Here is a 21,610-nt window from a genome sequence, read left to right on the forward strand (position 1 = left end):
GCTTCTAGTTAGAATCTATTACTTTGCTTCGTATGTTTTAATTTTTCCTACGCGGTTTTCGTGACGGCCGCCTTCAAATTCAGTTGTTAACCAAATTTTTGCGATGTCGCGTGCTAGGCCAGCACCAATTACACGCTCGCCCATTGCTAACATGTTTGTATCGTTATGCTCTCTCGTTGCTCTCGCACTGAAAGTATCATGAACTAACGCACAACGAATACCATTTACTTTGTTTGCAGCAATTGACATACCGATGCCTGTCCCACAAACTAAAATACCACGGTCTACTTCGCCATTTGCTACCATTTCCGCTGCTGGAAACGCAAAATCAGGGTAATCAACAGAACCAGCTTCACATTCACAACCTAAATCAATATATTCAATATTTAACTCTTCTAATAAACTTACAAGTTCTTTACGGATATTCATACCGCCGTGATCAGATGCTATTACTACTTTCATTTTTACCCCTCCAAAGTTTCAATCCATTATCTTCATTTCTCATTCGCTCCTGTAATGGAACGAAGTGATCTCCAATATCGTATTATACACGAAACATCAACCTTCTGAATGTTTTTTCAGTAAAGTTTGTACAAGTTTTTCCATCTCTTCTAACGTTTCTTTATAAATAGAAAGCGATCCGCCAAATGGGTCTGAAATATCCTTACTTATCCCCTCAGTTACTCCATATAACGTATCTACTTTCTTTTCAACACTCGGATAATGCCCAAGTACAATTTGTCTATGGTTTTCCGTCATTGTTACTATAATATCTGCCCAATCAATCAAAGTTTCGTTTATCTGCTGTGCGGTATGATCGATTGCAATTCCCTTTTCAGCTAAAGCTTCCTTTGCATGTACCGATGCATCACTTCCAGGATAGGCAAAAACACCAGCAGATTGCACTTCAAACTTACCTTCCCCATGATGACGAAGTAACGCCTCGGCCATCGGGCTACGGCATGTATTTCCAGTGCAAACAAATAATACTCGTTTCATCTAAACCCACCCCTTTTCTCTATTTCCTACCTTTTATCATAGCGTACATTACAATAGAAAAAAAGAAATGTGAATATACGAAAGGCGCATTTCTCTTATATTTTTTCTAAGAAAAATGCGCCTTATCCACATATATGTGAAACCCTATTTCCAAGTGCCCAAAGTATTTTACCATACATAAAGAACAGACTACAAAACAAAATAAGGAATCCATTTCATACGAAACGGACTCCCTTCATGTAATAATTATTTCATTGTAACTTTCATTACTTCTGTTGAACCTTTTGTAGCAGTTACACCTACAGTTGTCTTAATAGACTCAGCTGCATCTGTGTTTGTAATAACGATTGGAGTAATTGTGCTTTTCGCTTTTTCACGAATTAATTCTAAATCGAATGAGATTAATTTATCTCCAGCTTTTACAGCTTGTCCTTCAGAAACGTGAGCTTCGAAACCTTCACCTTCCATTTTTACAGTTTCTAATCCAACGTGGATTAAAATTTCTGTACCGTTTTTCGCTTTAATTCCAATCGCATGCTTCGTGTGGAATAATTGTACGATTTCACCATCAACTGGAGATACAACTACACCTTCAGTAGGATCGATTGCGACACCGTCACCCATCATACGACCAGCGAATACTGGATCTGGTACTTCTTCAATATTTTTCACTGCTCCAGTTAATGGAGCTACAATTGTTTCTTCATTTGTTTTTGAACCAAGACCGAATAATTTTTTAAACATAGGATAGTCCTCCTTATAATTTACCTAAAAGTTTATAGGGCAATCTCTATTAAAGATCAGAATAAACGTAAGACTTCATACTTCGAATATTATACTGTAAAAACGCTTTCGAAATAAATTACGTCATTGCTACTAGACTCTTATTGTAGCGTCTCACAAAATTCCAGTCAATTCTGATTGTCTGAATAACAATAAGAAGTTAACTTCTACTTATATTTTCTCTTTTTTTACTCAACTTGTCTAGAGGTCTTTACTACATTTTATTTTTTGTCGCTAATTTGTAAAATTAATTTCAAACTTTTTTCGAAATCCACTTGACTAAAGTAAGTAACTATTTTATTATTACTTACGTAAGGTAAGTTAATAACTTTTAGGAGGTTTTCAAAAATGATGGATTTCGGTCTTCTTATTATTCGTCTTATTATAGGTATTACATTCATGGGTCATGGTGCTCAAAAATTATTTGGTTGGTTCGGCGGTTATGGTTTAAAAGGAACAGGCGGCTGGATGGAATCAATCGGTTTACGCCCTGGTGTATTCATGGCATTTATGGCTGGTGCAACTGAATTATTAGGTGGTTTCTTATTCGCATCAGGTATTTTCACTGCAATTGGTTCATTATTTATCGTTGGAACAATGTTAATGGCAATCTTCACTGTTCATGGGAAAAATGGTTACTGGGTAACCCAAAACGGATATGAATACAACTTAATGTTAATCGCTGTTGCGATCGGTGTAGCTTTAATCGGGCCTGGCGCATACGTTTTACTATAATTTTTACCTTGAATTCGAGATTGTTTAGATGGAACTTACTTCATTATTATTGAAGTAAGTTCTTTTTATGTAATAAAAATATTATTTTCAGCAGGAGTTTTCCACTAACATCTTGTAAACAAACAATAAGTCGTCATATTTAGAAAGGGGATTTCAAGCATGTTATCCATTAATCCAAATGAACAAACAGAAAAAGAGAATTACAAATTACTTACAGGAAGTATTATTCCACGCCCTGTCGCATTCGTTACTTCTGTAACAAAAGACGGCGTATTAAATGGAGCACCATATAGTTATTTCAATATTGTTGCTGCTAATCCGCCACTTATCTCAGTTTCTGTACAACGAAAAGCTGGAGAAAGAAAAGACACTTCTCGAAACGCAATTGAAAAAGGGGAATTTGTCGTACATATCTCTGATGAATCATATGTAGCGGCAATTAACGAAACAGCAGCAAATCTCCCGCCAAATGAAAGTGAAATTGAACTGGCAAAATTAACACCAATTGAAAGTGATGTCATCTCCGTTCCAGGTGTAAAAGAAGCAAACATCCGAATGGAGTGCGTACTAGAACGCGCAATCCCCCTTGGCGGAACAGAAGACTCACCAGCTTGCGATCTACTAATTGGACGCGTCGTTCGTTTCCACGTCGCAGAACACCTATACGAAAATGGGCGCATTCATGCAGAAGGACTAAAACCAGTAAGCCGCCTAGCAGGACACAACTACGCAAAACTAGGAGAACAATTTGAATTAGTGAGGCCAATCTAAAAGCGGACGCGGCTCGTTCAGAATGGGAGGAGGATGGAGCTTCTGACGTAGAGGCGCCTTTTGCCTCGCAGGAAGACGCGAAGCCACCGACCATTCTAGCTGCTGGAGCTGGATAACAACTAAAAACGAAAACAGCTCGTTCAGAATAGAAGTAACAATAATATAAAAGGGTGTACCAAATTAATTTGGTACACCCTTTTCATAGAAGAAAAATAATTTTTCAGTATTGGTCATCGACCGCTTTTACCATTATTGGTCATCGGTAAAAAGTAACAGTGTGATCGGTTATTGGATGATTGGTTGTCCCTTGTCCATCACAAAATCTCATTTTTACAAAAGTGGCCTTCTTCTATGCCTTGAAGCGGAGTCTCACCACTTCAAGGTTTAAAAGTATTTTTCACCATCAAAGTCTAATTCGATCGCGTAGTTTTTCGCATTAATTAAGTTGGACAATCTATTAGCTTGTCTCTCTAACTCTAAACCTTTTACGCGATATACTTCAGGATCAAACATGGCTACTTTTACAAGCGATGATGTTTCACCGTAAGAATATACAAGTTCTTCTTTCTTACTCACTCCAAACTCTTTACACTTCCGAGCTTTTGCACGTAGTTGCGTTGCAAGTTCTATCGCTTCAACAATCGTTATATTCTCTCCGTTGAAATTCACTTCATTTCGGATATTTGCTTCATACATTAATTTATCTAAAAGACGAAAATCAGCGCGAACATCATCTAATTCCTGTTCAACCTGTACCAATGTACGCGTCTGTTTTGGAAGTGTATCACCTTTTTCAATTTCAACAAATCCAATTTGATTCATCTCTTCTTCTAATTCATGTATTCTTTTCGATAAAACACTTTTCAATTTTACAGCTTCTGCTAAAGAAATGTTAGACATAATATCCCCCTTATATCTCTTCCTTCTGCTCCTCCAAAGTAGGCACTTTCTCTTTTTTTGGTTTCCCAAGCTTAATGACTAAGAAATATAGGGAAAGCAATGTAATGAGAAAAACAATTAAAAATGGGTATGGAGAATAAAAGGCACGCGCCGCCTCCGTTTTTCCCGCAACAAACTTCAATGACTCAATATCTAAAAACTCAGCAAACATTTGTACACCGAGCATACTAAACCAAAAAACAAAAAAACTAATAATAATACCGAAAACTTGCTTCAATCTCGTCATCCATCTCATCCTTTCTATATGTGAAATTTTTTAGCATAATCAGTATAGTACAAACAAAACTATGCACAGAAAGGAACTATCTTACCATTCGCAAATTAATTTAATCCAACCTAAAATTGAAATTTGTAAAATAACGCCCTCCCCCTAAAATTATATAGGAAAAAGGAGATATAATCCAAATCCAACCAAAATGATACCACCTACTATCTCACCATATGTACCGAGCATACCTTTCGCATGCCTACCAATGAATAAACCAGTCCACGCTAATAACATACTAATAAATCCAAAGAGTAATATCGTAATAATTGTCTGTGCTCCGTAAATACCAAGACTAAGCCCTACTGAAAAACTATCTATACTAACACCAAATGCAAATACGAATAAACTAATTCCAATAGGGGCTGTTCTAGTCTCTTCATTCTCTAAAATAGAGGAATACACAATATAAAATCCTAGTCCTATTAATAAAATAGCACCTGCAAAATGTGCAATATCTCCATACTGCTCTGATAAAAAACGACCTAATACCATCCCAATAAATGGCATAATAATATGAAATATCCCTATCGTCACACCGATATACAGGATCTGTCTTATCTTTAAGGCCATCATTCCCATACCAAGACTCACCGAAAATGCATCCATCCCTAAGGCGAATGCCATAATTATTAAAGGTATTAGCTGTTCAAACGTCATTCATGTCCCTCCTCGGACGTGCTACTTCACAATATGCTTATCCGAGGAGAAATATTCTGTTTGCTAATCGTACCTTATCATTCAGTAATAATATGATGTCCTGCCGCTTTTGTTAAGCGATTCATAATCGCGTTTCCTATTCCTTCATTCGGGAACGATTCACTAAAAATAACATCCACTTCACTTGCATCAAACGTTCTAAGTACATCATATAATTTAGTCGCAACGCTAGCTAAATCACTTCGAACACCACATGATAATACAACATCCGCATTATATATATGGTGATACTCTTCTGTCGTTAATACACCTACTTTGAATCCTTCTTCCTTCTTCTCATCCACAAGGCGCTGGATAAACTCACGTGATCCTTCAACGATACTGAGCGGCGCTTTCGGTGCATAATGTGTATACTTCATTCCAGGTGATTTCGGTTTTTCTTTCTCATCCTTTAAAGCTGGATCTAACGAAACCGTACCAATCACTGCTTCCAATTGTTCTTTCGTAATCCCACCCGGGCGTAAAATCGTTGGAACAGCGCTCGTACAATCAATTACAGTCGATTCAACACCGACTCCTGTTGCACCACCATCTACAATACCTGCGATTTTCTCATTTAAATCTTCATATACGTGAGATGCTAACGTCGGACTTGGACGACCTGAACGATTCGCACTCGGTGCTGCAACAGGTACATTTGCCTCTTCAATAAGAGCAAGAGCTACCGGATGATCAGGCATCCTCACTCCAACCGTATTAAGTCCTGCCGTCACCTTCTCTGAAATTCCTTCTTTTCTAGGTAAAATAATTGTTAACGGACCTGGCCAAAAATGCTCCATCAACTTCTCTGCAACTGGCGGGATTTCCTTCACAATACCATCTAACTGCGATTTTGTCCCGATGTGGACAATAAGTGGATTATCACTCGGTCTTCCCTTTGCTTCAAAAATTTTGGCAATCGCTTCATCATTCATCGCGTTTGCACCTAGTCCATATACCGTTTCTGTCGGGAAGGCAACCGCCTCATTTTCCCTTAATAATTTTGCTGCTTCTTGTAACTGTGGATAATATTTTTTTCTTTCCACAACATTATCCACAACCCACATATTTGTATGCATTTTTTCCCACGTCCTTTTCTACCCTGAAATACTTGTCTATTTTTAGTTTACTATGAGATTTATCCAAAAGACAAACAAGGTTTATCCACAAAATGTGGATAAACCTAATTAATCCGTGGATAACTTTGTGAATAGCTGACAATTTAGTATTATTGCATTTGGCTCTTTTATATTTTTACAAAAGTGTTCTAACTGTCGAATTCCCTCTGGTACGTTCTCTTTCTCTATTGTAACAAAGTCAAAAAACTGAAAGATCGTTATAGATTGTGGATGATTTGTTAGTAAGTACAATTGTCGAATATTTTTTTCTTTCATATACTGCAAAAACATTTCAAAAAAATATAAGAAAGTCTGTTTATCCACATTAGGTGTGAATAAACAAGAACGAATAAGTGCGTTTTCTTCACTTTGTTCATATCCAATGACTGCCCGTATTTCTTCCGCCTCTTCCAAAATCATAAACTGTGCGTACAACTCATTTATTTTATCATCTTTTTTATTAGCTTGTCCGAAAAAAGAATGCAATCTTTCCACATCTGCTTTCGTCGCAAAATATACCTTCTTCATAATAAATCCCTCCTCTTTTTTATATATGAGAAGGGATTTACGAATAGTACTATTTAGAGAATAAAGATGTAAAAGCTTCTACAATAAAGAACTTAACTTCTGGCTTTTCTTCTTCCTCTTCTACTTTTACATACTCATTTTGTTTTTCTTGTTTTTGTTCCACAGGTTTCTCCACTTTTTCCACAGTTTTTGTTTCCTCTTTACTCGCAGGTTGTTCTTCTACCTTCGTTTCATTTTTTACTACTTTTTTTTCAGAAGCTGTTACTTTTTTTGCGACTTCCTGCTTTACAACTTTCTTTTCTTTCACCTCATCCTCTTTTTTCTCTTCTGCATTTACTACTTCTTCATCATCTATTTGTTTTACTTGCTCCTCTTCTGGAGATTCAGCCTTCACAACATGTTCTTCTTTCCTTACAGCTGTACCACTTGAAAAATCTAAGAAACACATCGGTGGAAATAATACACACCACCAGTTTGCCCCTTCACCTTCCCCAATTGTAATTAAAACTGCTTCATATTCCCCTGCCGGATAAATAAAATTTCCATATACCTTTGTAGGAAACTTTACATTTTTACTGAATTTCACTTGGAATGAATCTTTGCTTCCTTCTTTTTTCAACGTATTTGCCACTGTTTTTTCGATTTCTGGAATATGACTTTGAATGACTTTGCGCGCTTCTTCAAATGAAGTTAAATCAGCTACCCATCCATCAATTTGTGCTTTTACTTCATCACGCACTTTGCGCTTTAACGCCTGATCTTTATCTGAATCACTATTTGCTAAAATCCGTAATCGAACGGCCTCTTTCGGAATAACTGAAGGTCCTTTCGCATCAGCTTTCATATATCCAAACTGCACAAGTAACTGTGCACCAATTAATAATAAAAGAAGATAAGCAATAACTTGTTTTTTCATTTCCTCCACCGTCCCTTCTACAAACAGTGTGGACAGACTTTCATCTTTCTAAACTATTAAATTCAAAATCTATATGAATTTTTCCATAAAAAAATAGAGTAAGGTGTAATCCTTACTCCATTTCTGCAAATACCATACGATCTTTTCCATTAATATCAAAAACAACCTCAACATGAGCATGTGGAAAAGCTTGTTGTAACAGCCCCTTCACGTCCTCACCTTGTCCTACTCCAATTTCAAATGCTACAATTGCTTTCTTCTGCAACACATTCGGCAACTCTTCCATAAAGCGGCGATAGAAATCTAATCCGTCTTCACCACCAACAAGCGCTCTCTTTGGCTCATGCTCTTTCACCACAGGAGAAAGACCACGCCAATCTTCTTCCGGTATATATGGAGGATTTGAAACAACAACATCTAACTTTTGACCCGTTTCATAAAATGGTGATAATAAATCACCATGATAGAATGTTACGTCTGCGCCCAAAGTTTTCGCATTTTCTTTTGCAACTTCAATTGACTCCTGTGCAATATCTACCGTATATACATGAAGATTTTTATTTTCTAAAGCAAGCGTAATCGAAATCGCCCCGCTACCCGTACCGATATCCGCTACATGTAGTTTCTCACCACCAAAATGGTGCTCGATTCTTTCTAACACTCCCACTATAAGCTCTTCTGTTTCCGGTCTTGGTATTAATACTTCTTCATTCACAAAGAACGATCTTCCATAAAACATTTCATGACCAATCATATATTGAATCGGAATACCTTCTACATGCTTGTGGATAAACTCTGCAAAACTTGTTTCTTGTTCCGCAGTTATTTCTTCACGCATGTTCATCAATAATCCTGTTCTATTCGTCTTTAATACATGACAAAGGACAATTTCTCCCGCATTTTCATCTCGCCCATTCTCCTGTAAAAAAGAAGAAGCCCATTTCAGGGCTTCATAGACACGCATTACTCAGCTGCCTCCATCCTTTGAGCCTGATCTTCCATTACTAAGGCATTGATGAAATCATCTAACTTACCTTGTAAGATTTGATCTAACTTTTGAATCGTTAAACCGATTCGATGGTCTGTAACACGGTTTTGCGGGAAGTTATACGTACGAATACGCTCTGAACGATCACCCGTACCAACAGCTTGTTTACGGTTTTGATCATACTCAGCTTGCGCTTCTTGTCTAAACTTATCATAAACACGTGCGCGTAATACTTTCATCGCTTTTTCTTTATTCTTAATTTGTGATTTCTCATCCTGACATGATACAACTACACCAGTCGGTAAATGCGTTAAACGTACCGCTGACATCGTTGTATTAACGCTCTGTCCACCAGGTCCACTAGAAGCGAATGTATCAACACGAACATCTTTCTCATGAATATCAATTTCTACTTCTTCTGCCTCTGGTAATACAGCTACAGTTGCTGTAGATGTATGGATACGTCCACCAGATTCCGTTTCAGGAACACGTTGTACACGATGAGCGCCATTCTCGAATTTCAGCTTCGCGAAAGCACCTTTACCATTAATCATAAAGATAATCTCTTTATATCCACCTAACTCTGTATAGCTAGCCTCGATAATCTCCGTTTTCCAACCTTGTACCTCAGCGTAACGGCTATACATACGATATAAGTCACCAGCAAATAAAGCGGCCTCGTCGCCACCAGCAGCTCCACGAACCTCAACGATAACGTTCTTATCATCGTTAGGGTCTTTTGGTACAAGTAAAATTTTCAGACGCTCTGATAATGTTTTTTCTTGTGATTCTAACTCAGAAACCTCTTCTTTTACCATTTCACGCATTTCTGCGTCTAACTTATCTTCTAACATTGCTTTCGCATCTTTTAATTGCTCACGAACATCCTTATACTCACGATACACCTCTACCGTTTCCTGTATATCAGACTGTTCCTTTGAATATTCACGAAGCTTATTTGAATCACTAATAATTGCTGGGTCGCTTAGCAATTCATTTAACTTCTCATAACGATTTTCTACAGCTTGCAAACGATCTAACACATCATTCACCTCTACATCCTAGTATCTAATACAAATAGTATATGGTACTTACTCAAAAAAACGCAAATTATATTTAAAAGTGGCGGTGGCTCGTTCAGCTCTGACCAGCTAAGATTCTTTCGAACTAAAGGTGCTTTTTACCTTTCGGGCGGAAGGTTCTTAGATGCGAAGAGCTAGCCACCAGAACTAGATATATTTAAAAGCGTAAGCGGCTTGCTCAGAATCGCAGGCCATTGGAACTCTCGACCTTGAAGCGCTTTTTGCTTCAAGCGAGAGAGTGAAATGGCCGGAGATTCTAGCCGCTGGAGCTAGATATCACAACTTAAAGCGCAAGTGGCTCACACCACTCACACTCTCTATTCTGAAAAAAACCCGCCTTGCGCAGCGAGTTTTACTTATCTTTGTTTGTAGGAACTGCATGACAATGACGACAGCGTGGTTCATACGATTCTGAAGCACCAACTAAAATAATCGGATCATCAAATGCCGCTGGTTCTCCATCAATTAATCGTTGTGTACGACTTGCCGGAGATCCACATGCAGAACATACTGCTTGTAGTTTTGTTACATGTTCAGCAATCGCCATCAGCTGAGGAACTTGTCCAAATGGTAGACCACGGAAATCTTGGTCTAAACCAGCTACAATGACACGATAGCCACGATTTGCCAATACTTGCACCACTTCCACAATGTCCCCATCAAAGAATTGCACCTCATCGATTGCAATTACATCCATTTCTTCAGTGATATGTTCAAATATATCTTTTGAAGCTGAAACAGGAACTGCTTTTACCTTTAATCCGTTATGTGATACAACGTCTTCTTCACTATAGCGATTATCAATACATGGTTTAAATACAATTGCATGTTGTTTCGCAAATTGCGTACGACGCACACGGCGGATAAGCTCTTCTGATTTACCAGAAAACATACTACCGCAAATCACTTCAATCCAACCGTTCTGATTTATTAAGTACATGAAGCTCTCCTTTCATCTACTTTTTAATTAAAAGTAGGGTAAAGGTATAATATTTTCGCAAAAAAAACAGACAAGCGAATAGATACACTTGCCTGTTTTATGTTTTTATTACTTAAGACCGTATTTCTTATTGAAGCGGTCAACGCGTCCGTCTGCAGTAGCAAACTTCTGACGTCCAGTGTAGAATGGGTGAGAATCAGAACTGATCTCAACTTTTAGTAATGGATAAGTGTTACCATCTTCCCACTCAACAGTTTCGTTAGATCCTCTAGTAGATCCGCTTAAGAATTTGAAGCCTGTGTTTGTGTCCATGAATACAACTTTCTTGTAATCTGGGTGAATTCCTGCTTTCATTCTTTTCATCTCCTTCCGCCCTGAATCATTTTCGAAACAGAGTTTTTCATCTTCAGCTGCATACACAACTATATTGATGAAACACATATGATGAAATTATAACAAGGCTAACTTCATTTTGCAACTACCTGTTTTTGTCTTTTTAAATTAAAAGTGGAGACGGCTCGTTCAGCTCTGACTGGCTAAGGTTCTCTCGCACAAAAGGTGCTTTTTACCTTTAGTGCGGGAGGTTCTTAGACACGAAGAGCTAGCCGTCGGAACTAGATACAATTTAAAAGTGCAAGCGGCTCGTTCAGAATGGGAGGGGGATGGAGCTTCTGACGTAGAGGCGCTTTTTGCCTCGTAGGAAGACGCGAAGCCACCGACCATTCTAGCCGCTGAAGCTGGATATTATCTTTAAAGTGGAGGTGGCTCGCTCAGCTCTGACCAGCTAAGGTTCTTTCGCCCTAAAGGTGCTTTTTACCTTTCGGGCGGAAGGTTCTTAGATGCGAAGAGCTAGCCACCGGAACTGGATATCATTTAAAAGCGCAAGCGGCTCGTTCAGAATGGGAGGGGGATGAAGCTGGATATTATCTTAAAATGGAGGCCGCTCATCCAACTAGAACCAACTAATGCCCTTCCACTCATCTCTCTTTTAGATCACCTAAAAAACATAAAAAACTCGCTTACCATAAAATAAGCGAGTCCCAATCTTTTCCCTTTACTTCGTTGTTACATATCTTTTCGAATCTGCAACAATGTTTTGTAAAAATTCTTCATTTGTCTTTGTTTGACGAAGTTTACGTAAGAAACCTTCAACAAAGTCTGGTGTATCACGCATTGTTTTACGAATACCCCATAGCTTGTCTAAATGTTCTTTCGGAATTAATAGATCCTCTTTACGTGTACCAGAACGGCGAATATCAATTGCCGGGAAGATACGACGCTCAGCTAATGAACGATCTAAATGAAGTTCCATATTTCCAGTTCCTTTAAATTCTTCGTAAATTACATCGTCCATACGAGATCCTGTATCGACAAGAGCTGTTGCTAAAATTGTTAAGCTACCGCCTTCTTCGATATTACGTGCAGCTCCAAAGAAACGCTTCGGTCTATGGAAGGCAGCTGGGTCGATACCGCCCGATAATGTTCTACCACTTGGCGGAATAACAAGGTTGTAAGCTCGCGCTAAACGGGTAATACTATCCATTAAAATGATAACATCTTTTTTGTGCTCTACAAGACGCATTGCACGTTCTAACACAAGTTCTGCTACTTTAATATGATTTTCTGGTACTTCATCAAAAGTAGAGCTTACAACATCTCCTTTAACAGAACGTTCAATATCTGTTACTTCCTCTGGACGCTCATCAATTAAAAGGACAATTAATTCAGCTTCCGGATGATTTGTTGTAACACTGTGTGCGATTTCTTTTAATAGACTAGTTTTACCAGCCTTTGGAGGCGCGACAATTAAACCACGTTGTCCAAATCCAACTGGTGCAATTAAATCCATGATGCGTGTCGGTAACTTTTTCGGTTCCGTTTCCAATTTCATTTGGCGATCTGGGTATAATGGTGTTAATGCAGGGAAATGCACACGCTCTTTTGCTGACTCTGGATCATCTCCGTTTACAGCTTCAACTTGTAATAACCCAAAGTAGCGTTCATTTTCTTTCGGAGGTCGTACTTTACCAGAAACCTTATCTCCATTACGTAAATCGAAACGACGAATTTGCGAAGCTGAGATATAAATATCTTCTGAGCTTGGAGAGTAGTTGATAGGACGTAGGAATCCAAATCCTTCTGATTGAATAATTTCTAATACGCCTTCCATGAAGAAGAAACCTTCTTTTTCTGCTCGAGCTTTTAAAATGGCGAAGATTAACTCTTTTTTCGTTAATTTGCTATAATACGAAATTTTAAATTCTTTCGCAAGCTCGTATAACTCTTTTAATTTCATGTTTTCTAATGCTGCAATTGACAAATTCATTCAGACACCACACTTTAACGTTATTCTCTTTTCACATGGGTAAAGGGAAAAAATACGGAAGGCAAATAATTAATAATGAAAGGCAATAAGTTCAAGTAGGGTAATATTCACTATTGTAACCCTTTTATCTAGTTTTAATCAATACGTTGAAACACAAATACAAGAAGCGAAGACAAGAAAATTTGTCTTCGCTTTTTATTTAATCCAGCTTCAGCAGCTAGAATGGTCGGTGGCTAGAAGGATCAGTCATTTCACCCCTTCTGAGCAAGCTGCTTACGCTTTTTACTCAATCCAGTTCCAGCGGCTAGAATCTCCGGTCATTTCACTCTCTCACTCGAAGCAAAGAACGCTTCAAGGTCGAGAGTTCTAAATAGCCTGCGATTCTGAACGAGCCGCTTGCACTTTTTATTTAATAACCAAGTTCGGTTTTTTATTTAAGCTGTGACGTCCGTCTACGAAGCGTACTGTGCCTGATTTTGCGCGCATAACAAGGGATTGTGTTGTTCCTACGCTACCTTTAAATTGAACGCCGCGTAATAGTTCTCCGTCTGTTACACCTGTTGCTGCGAAGATTGCATCGTCACCTTTTACTAAGTCCTCCATGCGAAGGATGCGGTTGATGTCGTCTATGCCCATCTTTTTGCAACGCGCCAATTCAGCGTCGTTTTGTGGTAATAATTTCCCGTGAATTTCTCCACCTAAACATTTTAATGCAACTGCTGCTAATACACCCTCAGGCGCACCACCAGAACCGAATAAAATATCTACACCTGTACGATCAAATGCAGTATTAATTGCACCTGCTACGTCTCCATCATTAATCAATTTAATACGAGCACCAGCTTTACGAATCTCTTCAATAATCGCTTGATGACGTGGACGGTTTAAAACTGTCGCTACAACATCTTCAATATCTTTGTTTTTCGCTTTCGCAACTGCACGTAAGTTATCGATAATAGGCGCATCAATATCGACCGCCCCAACCGCTTCTGGGCCAACCGCGATTTTATCCATGTACATGTCAGGAGCATGTAACAAATTACCGTGATCTGCAATTGCAATAACAGCAAGAGCATTCCATCCACCAGCTGCTACAATGTTTGTCCCTTCTAAAGGATCAACTGCAACGTCTACACGCGGACCATATCCTGTACCTAATTTTTCTCCGATATATAGCATTGGTGCTTCATCCATTTCACCTTCACCAATTACAACTGTACCTTTCATCGGAATTGTATCAAATACATCACGCATAGCTGATGTTGCTGCACCGTCTGCCTCATCCTTTTTCCCGCGTCCCATCCAACGCGCTGATGATAAAGCTGCAGCCTCTGTTACACGTACTAACTCCATAGATAAACTTCTTTCCACGATAATCCCTCTCCTTTAAGTCTTTATATTTCTGCCGTATTTTGTGAACCGTGTTTTTTCTATAAAGTGTACTTCCGCAAGTAGTGATGCTTCGCTTCCCCCTTGCGGAAGTATCACTTATGCGTTCTTCATTTCTTCAATTTCTTGCTTTGTCATTTGTTCTCGCCAAATGTTTGCTCCAAGCCCTTTAAGCTTGTCTACTATATTTTCATAGCCTCGATCAATATGCTCAAGTCCGGTTACTTCTGTAATTCCATCCGCCATTAATCCTGCGATAACAAGGGCTGCTCCAGCTCGCAAATCACTCGCTTTCACTTTTGCACCTTGCAATAAAACAGGACCAGTTACGATAGCTGACCGACCTTCTACTTTAATTTGCGCATTCATACGACGTAATTCATCAATATGTTTAAAACGCGCGCCATAAATCGTATCCGTTACAACACCCGTTCCATGCGCCTTTGTTAAAAGTGTTGTAAACGGCTGTTGTAAATCTGTTGGGAAACCTGGATATACAAGCGTTTTTATATCAACTACTTTTAATCTTCTATCACCGTTCACTGTAATCTGGTCATCATTCGTTTCAACCTGGACACCAGCTTCTCGGAGCTTCGCCGTAACTGACTCTAAGTGCTGAGGAATAACATTATCAACTGTTACTTCTCCTCCTGATGCAGCACCTAAAATCATATACGTACCCGCTTCAATACGATCTGGAATGATCGTATGATGACAACCGTGCAATGAATCCACACCATCAATTCGGATTACATCTGTACCAGCACCTTTAATACGTGCTCCCATGCTCGTTAACAGTGTAGCTACATCAATAATCTCTGGTTCTTTCGCTGCGTTTTCAATAACAGTTCTACCTTTCGCTCGTACGGCTGCTAGCATAATGTTAATCGTAGCTCCTACACTAACAACATCTAAATAAATACGAGCCCCGCGTAGTTCATCTGCTCTTAAATAGATAGCACCTTGTTCATTCGTAACATGTGCACCTAACGCTTCAAACCCTTTAATATGCTGATCAATCGGCCTCGGTCCTAAGTGACATCCACCTGGAAGCCCAATAACAGCTTTTTTAAAACGGCCAAGCATCGCACCCATTAAATAATAAGAAGCACGCAATTTTTTCACTTTTCCGTTTGGTAAAGGCATTGCAACCATGTTAGAAGGATCGACTACCATCTCTTCCTCCTGTCCATACGTTACTCTTCCTCCAATTTCCTCTAGTAAGTCTCCTAACATTTTCACGTCCGAAATATTAGGGACACCACCAATAGTTACTGGAGTATCTGCTAAAATTGTCGCTGGAATTAGTGCAACGGCGCTGTTCTTTGCACCACTCACGCGAATTGTTCCATTTAAAGCTCTTCCGCCTTCAATTAGCAATTTTTCCATATTGAGCTCCCTTCTTGTGAATGTATTTACTTTCTATATTTTTATAGAAAGCTCCCCCTTAAGAATCTCAATCACTCTTTCCACCCTAACACTCAATAAATAGGAAACCATCATCTTCATTTCTCCTGTCATACAAAAAGATAAAGATTAACTATTTATCGAATTTACTTTATCAATTTAGATACATTATCACATTTATTAATAGGACTATGCACATTATTTTCTATTTCAAAAACAAAATGATAAAATCTTTAGATTTGTTCACGCTTTCATTATACAACGAAAGGAAACCGTCTAAAAGAGTAGACGGTTTCCAAAACGGAATTTTATTCTTACGCTTTACCGTTAGAACCGAATTCGCGAATTTTACCAATAACAGTTGCTTTGATAGCGTCGCGGCCAGGTCCGATAAATTTACGAGGATCGTAAACTTCTTGGTCTTTGTTTAATACTTCACGAACAGCTTTTGTAAACTCAATTTGGTTCTCAGTGTTTACGTTGATTTTTGAAGTACCTAAAGAGATAGCTTTTTCGATATCAGCAGTTGGGATACCAGTACCACCGTGTAATACTAAAGGTACGCCAGTGAAGTCACGAACTTGTTCCATTTCAGCGAATCCTAAGTTAGGCTCACCTTTGTAAGGACCGTGTACAGAACCTAAAGCTGGAGCTAGGCAATCGATACCTGTTGCTTCAACAAGGTGCTTACACTCAGCTGGGTCAGCGTAAATTACGCCTTCAGCGATTACGTCGTCTTCTTGTCCGCCAACTGTTCCAAGCTCAGCTTCAACAGATACGTTACGAGCGTGTGCGTATTCTACTACTTTTTTAGTAGTTTCTACGTTTTCTTCGAATGGGTGGTGAGAAGCGTCGATCATTACAGATGTGAAACCTGCATCGATTGCTTCTTTACATTTTTCGAAGCTTGAACCATGGTCAAGGTGAATCGCTACAGGAACAGTGATGTTCATTTCTTCGATTAAAGCTTTAACCATAGCTACAACTGTTTTGAAACCAGTCATATGACGAGCTGCACCCTCAGATACACCTAGGATTACAGGAGATTTTTCTTCTTCCGCAGCAGCTAAGATAGCTTGAGTCCACTCTAAGTTGTTCATGTTGAATTGACCAACTGCGTATTTTCCTTCTAGTGCTTTGTTTAGCATTTCTTTCATAGAAACTAAAGGCATGGTGAATCCTCCTAAAAAACGTTTTTTGTATCCGATAAGTTCTTATCGCTGGTAGTATGACCAGAATAAGGTAAAATATGTATATCTACATACCGGACTTTTTTCTACACTCAATAGGATAACAACTTGTACTCAAAAACTCAACCGTATTCACCTGCACAATAGTCCATGTAAACGCTTTTTTCCATATTTTTTATAAAAAATTCATTTTTAAGCCTCTACAGCGAGCTCATTTCTCACCGCTTGACGAATTTCATCAATATCAAATGGTTTAGCAAAATGCATTAAAGCACCTAAATCTTTTGCTTCTTGGATCATATCAAGCTCTCCGTAAGCAGTCATTAAAATCACTTTAATACTCTCATCAATTTCTTTTACATGCTTTAAAATCTCTATACCATCCATACCTGGAATTTTCATATCTAACACAACTAAATCTGGATTATCTTTTTTCACGATATCTAAAGCTTGAAATCCATTCGCTGCTTGGAATGTCTGATAACCTTCTTTTTGGAACACTTCATGTAACAACACACGAATGCCATATTGATCATCAACGATTAAAATTTTCCCTTCCATAACTCCCAACCTTTCTGTGTAAGTACAAGATTTAAAGCTTCTTATATCTTAACGATTAATTTTCGCTATTCTTTACCAAATTCCTTCCTATTTCTTTCTTATTTTACCGTTTCCTATTTTGTTATGCCACCCTTCCATTTCACCTTTCTAAAAAAATAAACTATAATGAAAGCCGGTAAACACGTACGAAGGGAGTAACATTATGTTAAAAATTTTTTCAACCCAATTAAGTGGTTATTTCTCCAGAGTTTCTCAAAAAGAGGAAATGAATATAGAAGATAGCGCCCGTCTACTTGCTCAAGCATTAGTTGGCGAAGGTTTCATTTATTTACATGGTACAAATGAAATGGAGGGCGTTGTTGCTGAAGCGCTATTCGGTACTGAACCAATGAAGCAAGCAAAACGATTATTTGAAAATGGTAAAGAAGTAGAAGTAACTTCTGCAGATCGTGTACTTCTTATTAGCCGTTTTTCAACAGATGAAGAAATTGTAGCAATAGCAAAAAAACTTCAAGCAGATGGACACTCTATTGTCGGCATCTCTGCTATTCAAGAAGGTACTGAATCACTAGAACAATATACAGATGTACATATTGATACAAAGCTGTTAAAAGGTCTTATTCCAGACGATGAAGGTAATCGCTACGGATTCCCAAGCTTAATGATAGCTTTATTTGCATATCACGGAATCAAATTTACAATCGATGAAATGTTAAATGAATATTAAAAAAAGCGCCCTATTTCAGGCGCTTTTTTATTACTTGCCCTCTTTATTCGTAATAGAAGCTCTTACGAAGTCATGGAACAATGGTTGTGGACGGTTTGGACGAGAAACAAGTTCTGGGTGGAACTGTGCTGCTACGAACCAAGGGTGATCTTTTAATTCAACGATTTCAACTAAACGGCCGTCTGGGCTTGTACCAGAGAATACAAATCCTGCTTTTTCCATATCCGGACGGAATTGATTGTTGAACTCATAACGATGACGATGACGCTCATATACAACCGGCTCATTGTAAGCGTTGTAAGCATTTGTTTCTTCAGCAAGCTTACATGGGTATAGACCAAGACGAAGTGTACCACCTAAGTCTTCTACATCTTTTTGTTCTGGTAATAAGTCGATGATTGCATAAGGTGTGTCAGGATTGATTTCAGAAGAGTTAGCTCCTTCTAATCCTAATACGTTACGTGCGAATTCGATTGATGCAAGTTGCATACCTAAGCAAATTCCTAGGAATGGAACTTTGTTTTCACGAGCATATTGAATTGCAACGATTTTACCTTCTACACCACGATCACCGAAGCCACCTGGTACAAGGATACCATCTGTGTCTCCTACTAATTCTTGTACGTTCTCTGCTGTTACGTGCTCAGCATTTACCCATTTCACTTCTACATCTGTGTCGAAAGAGTAACCCGCATGACGAAGTGCTTCTACAACAGAAATGTATGCATCTTGAAGCTCTACGTATTTACCAACAAGAGCGATTTTTGTTTTCTTAGAAAGGTTACGCACTTTTTCAACTAGCGCAGTCCACTCTGTCATATCTGCAGCTGGATTGTCTAATTTTAAGTGATCGCAAACGATTTGGTCCATATTTTGCTCTTGAAGAGATAATGGAACCGCATATAAAGTATCTGCATCGCGTGCTTCAATAACTGCTTTTGTATCAATGTCACAGAATAATGCAAGCTTGTCTTTCATATCTTGAGAAACAGGCATTTCTGTACGAACAACGATAATATTTGGTTGAATACCTAAGCTGCGAAGCTCTTTAACGCTATGTTGCGTTGGTTTTGTTTTCATTTCACCCGCTGCTTTTAAGTACGGGATTAACGTACAGTGAATGTACATTACATTGTCACGACCGATGTCGCTCTTAATTTGACGGATTGCTTCTAAGAATGGTAGAGACTCGATGTCACCAACAGTTCCACCGATTTCTGTAATAACAACATCCGCGTTTGTTTCGCGACCAGAACGGTATACGCGCTCTTTAATTTCGTTAGTAATGTGAGGAATAACTTGAACTGTTCCTCCTAGGTATTCACCACGACGCTCTTTTTGAAGAACTGAAGAGTAAATTTTACCTGTTGTTACGTTGCTGTATTTGTTTAAGTTGATGTCGATGAAACGCTCATAGTGACCAAGGTCTAAGTCAGTTTCTGCACCATCATCTGTTACGAATACCTCACCGTGTTGATATGGGCTCATAGTCCCTGGGTCTACGTTAATGTATGGATCAAACTTTTGAATCGTTACGTTTAAACCACGATTTTTTAAAAGTCTTCCAAGAGATGCTGCTGTAATACCTTTTCCTAGAGACGATACTACACCGCCTGTTACAAAAATATACTTAGTCATGAAAAAGCTCCCTTCTATTTTGCTGTTATATAATCACCGTTGCAAAGCGCAACGTATGTAGATAACACTGTATCCATCTTATTGTTAGACTCTTTTTATTTTCTAAACAAAAAACAAAAAAGAAAATTGCTCCCCTCATCACATAAAGTAATAAGTAGGGAGCAATTTTCTTTTATATTTACACTTTAAAAGTATTATCGTCCTTTTTTAAAGAGCCCAAAAATGATTCTACATGGACGATAATGAAAAGTCAAGAACTACAGTTCTTCCTCTTCTTCTTCTTCAGTTTCATCATACTCAAGTTCTTCTTCAGCGAAGTCATCTTCATCGTCATCTAAATCATCAAGATCATCGTCGTCTCCGTCTTCGTCTTCAAGAACCTTGTCCAAATCTTCTACATCATCATCTTCGTCTTCATTTCCGTCTACATCATCAAAGTCATCTTCATCTTCTTCAATGTAGTCGTCAAAACCGTCTTCTTCAACTTTACGTTTCTTCTTCGGTTTTGGTTGAGGCAAGATTTCTTCATCAATTTGCTCGTATGGGTACCAGCTGCGTAGCCCCCAACGATTTTCTCCTAAATTAATGAAACGTCCATCGATGTTTAAGTCTGTATAAAATTGTGCGATTTTCGCATTAACTTGCTCTTGAGATAGTCCCAGCACTTGAGCGATTTCTTGAACCAACTCGTTGAATGTCGTTGCTTGTTTTTTATCCCCTAAAACGCTATGTACAACTTCAATCATTGAACATTCTTTTAGCTCTTCTGGTGAATATTGCTTAAAATCCACTTATGCGGCACTTCCTTTCATCAAATATAACCTTATATATAACGGCCTGCTTAAAAAAATCCATACTATTCATTATAAACAAAAGTCGCACAAATATGCTACAAAAAAAAACGGGAAACTTTTATAGGGTAGTAAAATTATAATTTGTGCATTCCTTATTTCGGAAGCATATGGGCCCCTTGTAATACATACCTAATTTGCATGTCTGTATATTCTTCGAGCGTATATAGCTTTTGCAGCGCCCAACGTCGAAATCCCCACATCTGTCCTTGTATAAAAATATTATGCGCAAGAAGCTGTATTTCTTTTTTATTTAATGTAAATGTTCCATTTTCCGTACACTGTTCTAAAATATTCTCAAACATTCCTACCATTTGAAACTCCTTTTCTAATACATACGGGAGTGATTCTTTCGGTAAAAAACGTACCTCTTGATACATTATTAATACTTCTTCCTGCAATTCGTCCATCACTTTAAAGTAATTCGTTATTGCTATCTTTAAACTCTCTATACTCCCTTTTTCTGTACAAACTACTTCCTCTAACCTTTCTTTTACATGTTCATAAATACTATCACAAACTAAATACAAAACATCATCTTTTGTACGGATGTATTCATAAAGCGTACCGATACTAAATCCAGCTGCCTTTGCAATCTCTCTCGTTGTTGTACGCGGAAATCCTTTTTGTTTAAACAGTTGCACTGCACCTTTAATCATTTGTTCACGCCTTAACGCGACTAATTTTTCATCTTTCACTGATGCATGCACATTATGTTTAACCATCCCCTTCACCTC

General features: G+C 38.3%; 24 protein-coding genes. 3 read left to right on the forward strand and 21 right to left on the reverse strand.

The genetic code is table 11. The annotated features are described in order from the left end of the window. Positions 1-18: 18 nt before the first annotated feature. The 3 genes from rpiB to MR147_RS13870 form a co-directional block, all read right to left on the reverse strand. Positions 19-462, reverse strand: a complete 444-nt coding sequence (rpiB, locus tag MR147_RS13860) for a ribose 5-phosphate isomerase B (protein WP_000869544.1) — start codon at positions 460-462, stop codon at positions 19-21. 96 nt (positions 463-558) lie between these two features. Next, positions 559-999, reverse strand: coding sequence for a low molecular weight protein arginine phosphatase (locus tag MR147_RS13865; RefSeq protein WP_000832358.1), 441 nt, complete (start codon positions 997-999; stop codon positions 559-561). A gap of 246 nt (positions 1,000-1,245) precedes the next feature. After that, entirely contained in the window at positions 1,246-1,743 is a 498-nt protein-coding gene (locus MR147_RS13870) for a PTS sugar transporter subunit IIA (RefSeq protein WP_000473666.1), read from the reverse strand. Between the two features lie 387 nt (positions 1,744-2,130). Here MR147_RS13870 and MR147_RS13875 point away from each other — a divergent pair, with 387 nt between their 5' ends. Together MR147_RS13875 and MR147_RS13880 are read left to right on the forward strand one after the other, a co-directional pair. Beyond that, a complete protein-coding gene (locus MR147_RS13875) occupies positions 2,131-2,517 on the forward strand; it encodes a DoxX family protein (RefSeq protein ID WP_000968618.1) in 387 nt (128 codons plus the stop codon). Positions 2,518-2,676: 159 nt separating this feature from the next. Then, complete coding sequence (locus MR147_RS13880) at positions 2,677-3,288, forward strand: flavin reductase family protein (protein ID WP_000949068.1); 612 nt, start codon at positions 2,677-2,679, stop codon at positions 3,286-3,288. Between the two features lie 384 nt (positions 3,289-3,672). Here MR147_RS13880 and MR147_RS13885 read toward each other — a convergent pair whose 3' ends face one another. From MR147_RS13885 to spo0F, 15 genes are all read right to left on the reverse strand, one after another. Then, positions 3,673-4,188, reverse strand: coding sequence for a DIP1984 family protein (locus tag MR147_RS13885; protein WP_242304420.1), 516 nt, complete (start codon positions 4,186-4,188; stop codon positions 3,673-3,675). A gap of 10 nt (positions 4,189-4,198) precedes the next feature. Then, a complete protein-coding gene (locus MR147_RS13890) occupies positions 4,199-4,474 on the reverse strand; it encodes a DUF3935 domain-containing protein (RefSeq protein ID WP_000197477.1) in 276 nt (91 codons plus the stop codon). Between the two features lie 150 nt (positions 4,475-4,624). Beyond that, positions 4,625-5,173 carry a manganese efflux pump MntP gene (locus MR147_RS13895; protein WP_074608094.1) on the reverse strand — a complete coding sequence of 183 codons (549 nt, stop codon included), beginning with the start codon at positions 5,171-5,173 and terminating at the stop codon, positions 4,625-4,627. Between the two features lie 77 nt (positions 5,174-5,250). Next, positions 5,251-6,291, reverse strand: coding sequence for an L-threonylcarbamoyladenylate synthase (locus tag MR147_RS13900; protein WP_242304422.1), 1,041 nt, complete (start codon positions 6,289-6,291; stop codon positions 5,251-5,253). A 108-nt stretch (positions 6,292-6,399) separates the two neighbouring features. Next, positions 6,400-6,858 (reverse strand): GNAT family N-acetyltransferase, encoded by a 459-nt coding sequence (locus tag MR147_RS13905; RefSeq protein ID WP_000758435.1) that lies wholly within the window; start codon positions 6,856-6,858, stop codon positions 6,400-6,402. Between the two features lie 49 nt (positions 6,859-6,907). After that, a complete protein-coding gene (gene spoIIR, locus MR147_RS13910; protein ID WP_074608132.1) occupies positions 6,908-7,774 on the reverse strand; it encodes a stage II sporulation protein R in 867 nt (288 codons plus the stop codon). 112 nt (positions 7,775-7,886) lie between these two features. Continuing rightward, on the reverse strand, positions 7,887-8,738 hold the full coding sequence (gene prmC / locus MR147_RS13915) for a peptide chain release factor N(5)-glutamine methyltransferase (protein WP_242304424.1): 852 nt from the start codon (positions 8,736-8,738) through the stop codon (positions 7,887-7,889). Further along, positions 8,738-9,805 carry a peptide chain release factor 1 gene (gene prfA, locus MR147_RS13920; protein WP_000887065.1) on the reverse strand — a complete coding sequence of 356 codons (1,068 nt, stop codon included), beginning with the start codon at positions 9,803-9,805 and terminating at the stop codon, positions 8,738-8,740. Before prfA ends, prmC begins: the two co-directional genes overlap by 1 nt. A 391-nt stretch (positions 9,806-10,196) precedes the next feature. After that, positions 10,197-10,784, reverse strand: a complete 588-nt coding sequence (locus tag MR147_RS13925; protein ID WP_000280862.1) for a thymidine kinase — start codon at positions 10,782-10,784, stop codon at positions 10,197-10,199. Between the two features lie 108 nt (positions 10,785-10,892). Beyond that, positions 10,893-11,138: a type B 50S ribosomal protein L31 gene (locus MR147_RS13930; RefSeq protein WP_000643437.1), complete on the reverse strand. Its 246-nt coding sequence runs from the start codon at positions 11,136-11,138 to the stop codon at positions 10,893-10,895. A 700-nt stretch (positions 11,139-11,838) separates the two neighbouring features. Further along, positions 11,839-13,110, reverse strand: coding sequence for a transcription termination factor Rho (rho, locus tag MR147_RS13935; protein ID WP_001053898.1), 1,272 nt, complete (start codon positions 13,108-13,110; stop codon positions 11,839-11,841). A 405-nt stretch (positions 13,111-13,515) separates the two neighbouring features. Further along, entirely contained in the window at positions 13,516-14,481 is a 966-nt protein-coding gene (glpX, locus tag MR147_RS13940; protein ID WP_000442333.1) for a class II fructose-bisphosphatase, read from the reverse strand. A 117-nt stretch (positions 14,482-14,598) separates the two neighbouring features. Continuing rightward, positions 14,599-15,888 carry a UDP-N-acetylglucosamine 1-carboxyvinyltransferase gene (gene murA, locus MR147_RS13945; RefSeq protein WP_000413260.1) on the reverse strand — a complete coding sequence of 430 codons (1,290 nt, stop codon included), beginning with the start codon at positions 15,886-15,888 and terminating at the stop codon, positions 14,599-14,601. Between the two features lie 332 nt (positions 15,889-16,220). Beyond that, a complete protein-coding gene (locus tag MR147_RS13950) occupies positions 16,221-17,078 on the reverse strand; it encodes a class II fructose-bisphosphate aldolase (RefSeq protein WP_001131850.1) in 858 nt (285 codons plus the stop codon). A gap of 210 nt (positions 17,079-17,288) precedes the next feature. Then, positions 17,289-17,657, reverse strand: coding sequence for a sporulation initiation phosphotransferase Spo0F (gene spo0F, locus MR147_RS13955; RefSeq protein WP_000398594.1), 369 nt, complete (start codon positions 17,655-17,657; stop codon positions 17,289-17,291). Between the two features lie 202 nt (positions 17,658-17,859). Between spo0F and MR147_RS13960 the strand changes: the two genes are divergently transcribed. Beyond that, entirely contained in the window at positions 17,860-18,384 is a 525-nt protein-coding gene (locus tag MR147_RS13960) for a DUF2529 domain-containing protein (protein WP_074608090.1), read from the forward strand. 30 nt (positions 18,385-18,414) lie between these two features. Here the strand turns inward: MR147_RS13960 and pyrG are convergent, their stop codons facing one another. The 3 genes from pyrG to MR147_RS13975 form a co-directional block, all read right to left on the reverse strand. Further along, entirely contained in the window at positions 18,415-20,022 is a 1,608-nt protein-coding gene (gene pyrG / locus MR147_RS13965; protein WP_074608088.1) for a CTP synthase, read from the reverse strand. Positions 20,023-20,279: 257 nt separating this feature from the next. Continuing rightward, a complete protein-coding gene (rpoE, locus tag MR147_RS13970) occupies positions 20,280-20,813 on the reverse strand; it encodes a DNA-directed RNA polymerase subunit delta (RefSeq protein WP_000346281.1) in 534 nt (177 codons plus the stop codon). A 155-nt stretch (positions 20,814-20,968) separates the two neighbouring features. Next, positions 20,969-21,598, reverse strand: coding sequence for a TetR/AcrR family transcriptional regulator (locus tag MR147_RS13975; protein ID WP_000238597.1), 630 nt, complete (start codon positions 21,596-21,598; stop codon positions 20,969-20,971). Positions 21,599-21,610: the final 12 nt, after the last annotated feature.

Source organism: Bacillus cereus group sp. BfR-BA-01350, assembly GCF_022663775.1.
Classification (GTDB): domain Bacteria; phylum Bacillota; class Bacilli; order Bacillales; family Bacillaceae_G; genus Bacillus_A; species Bacillus_A paranthracis.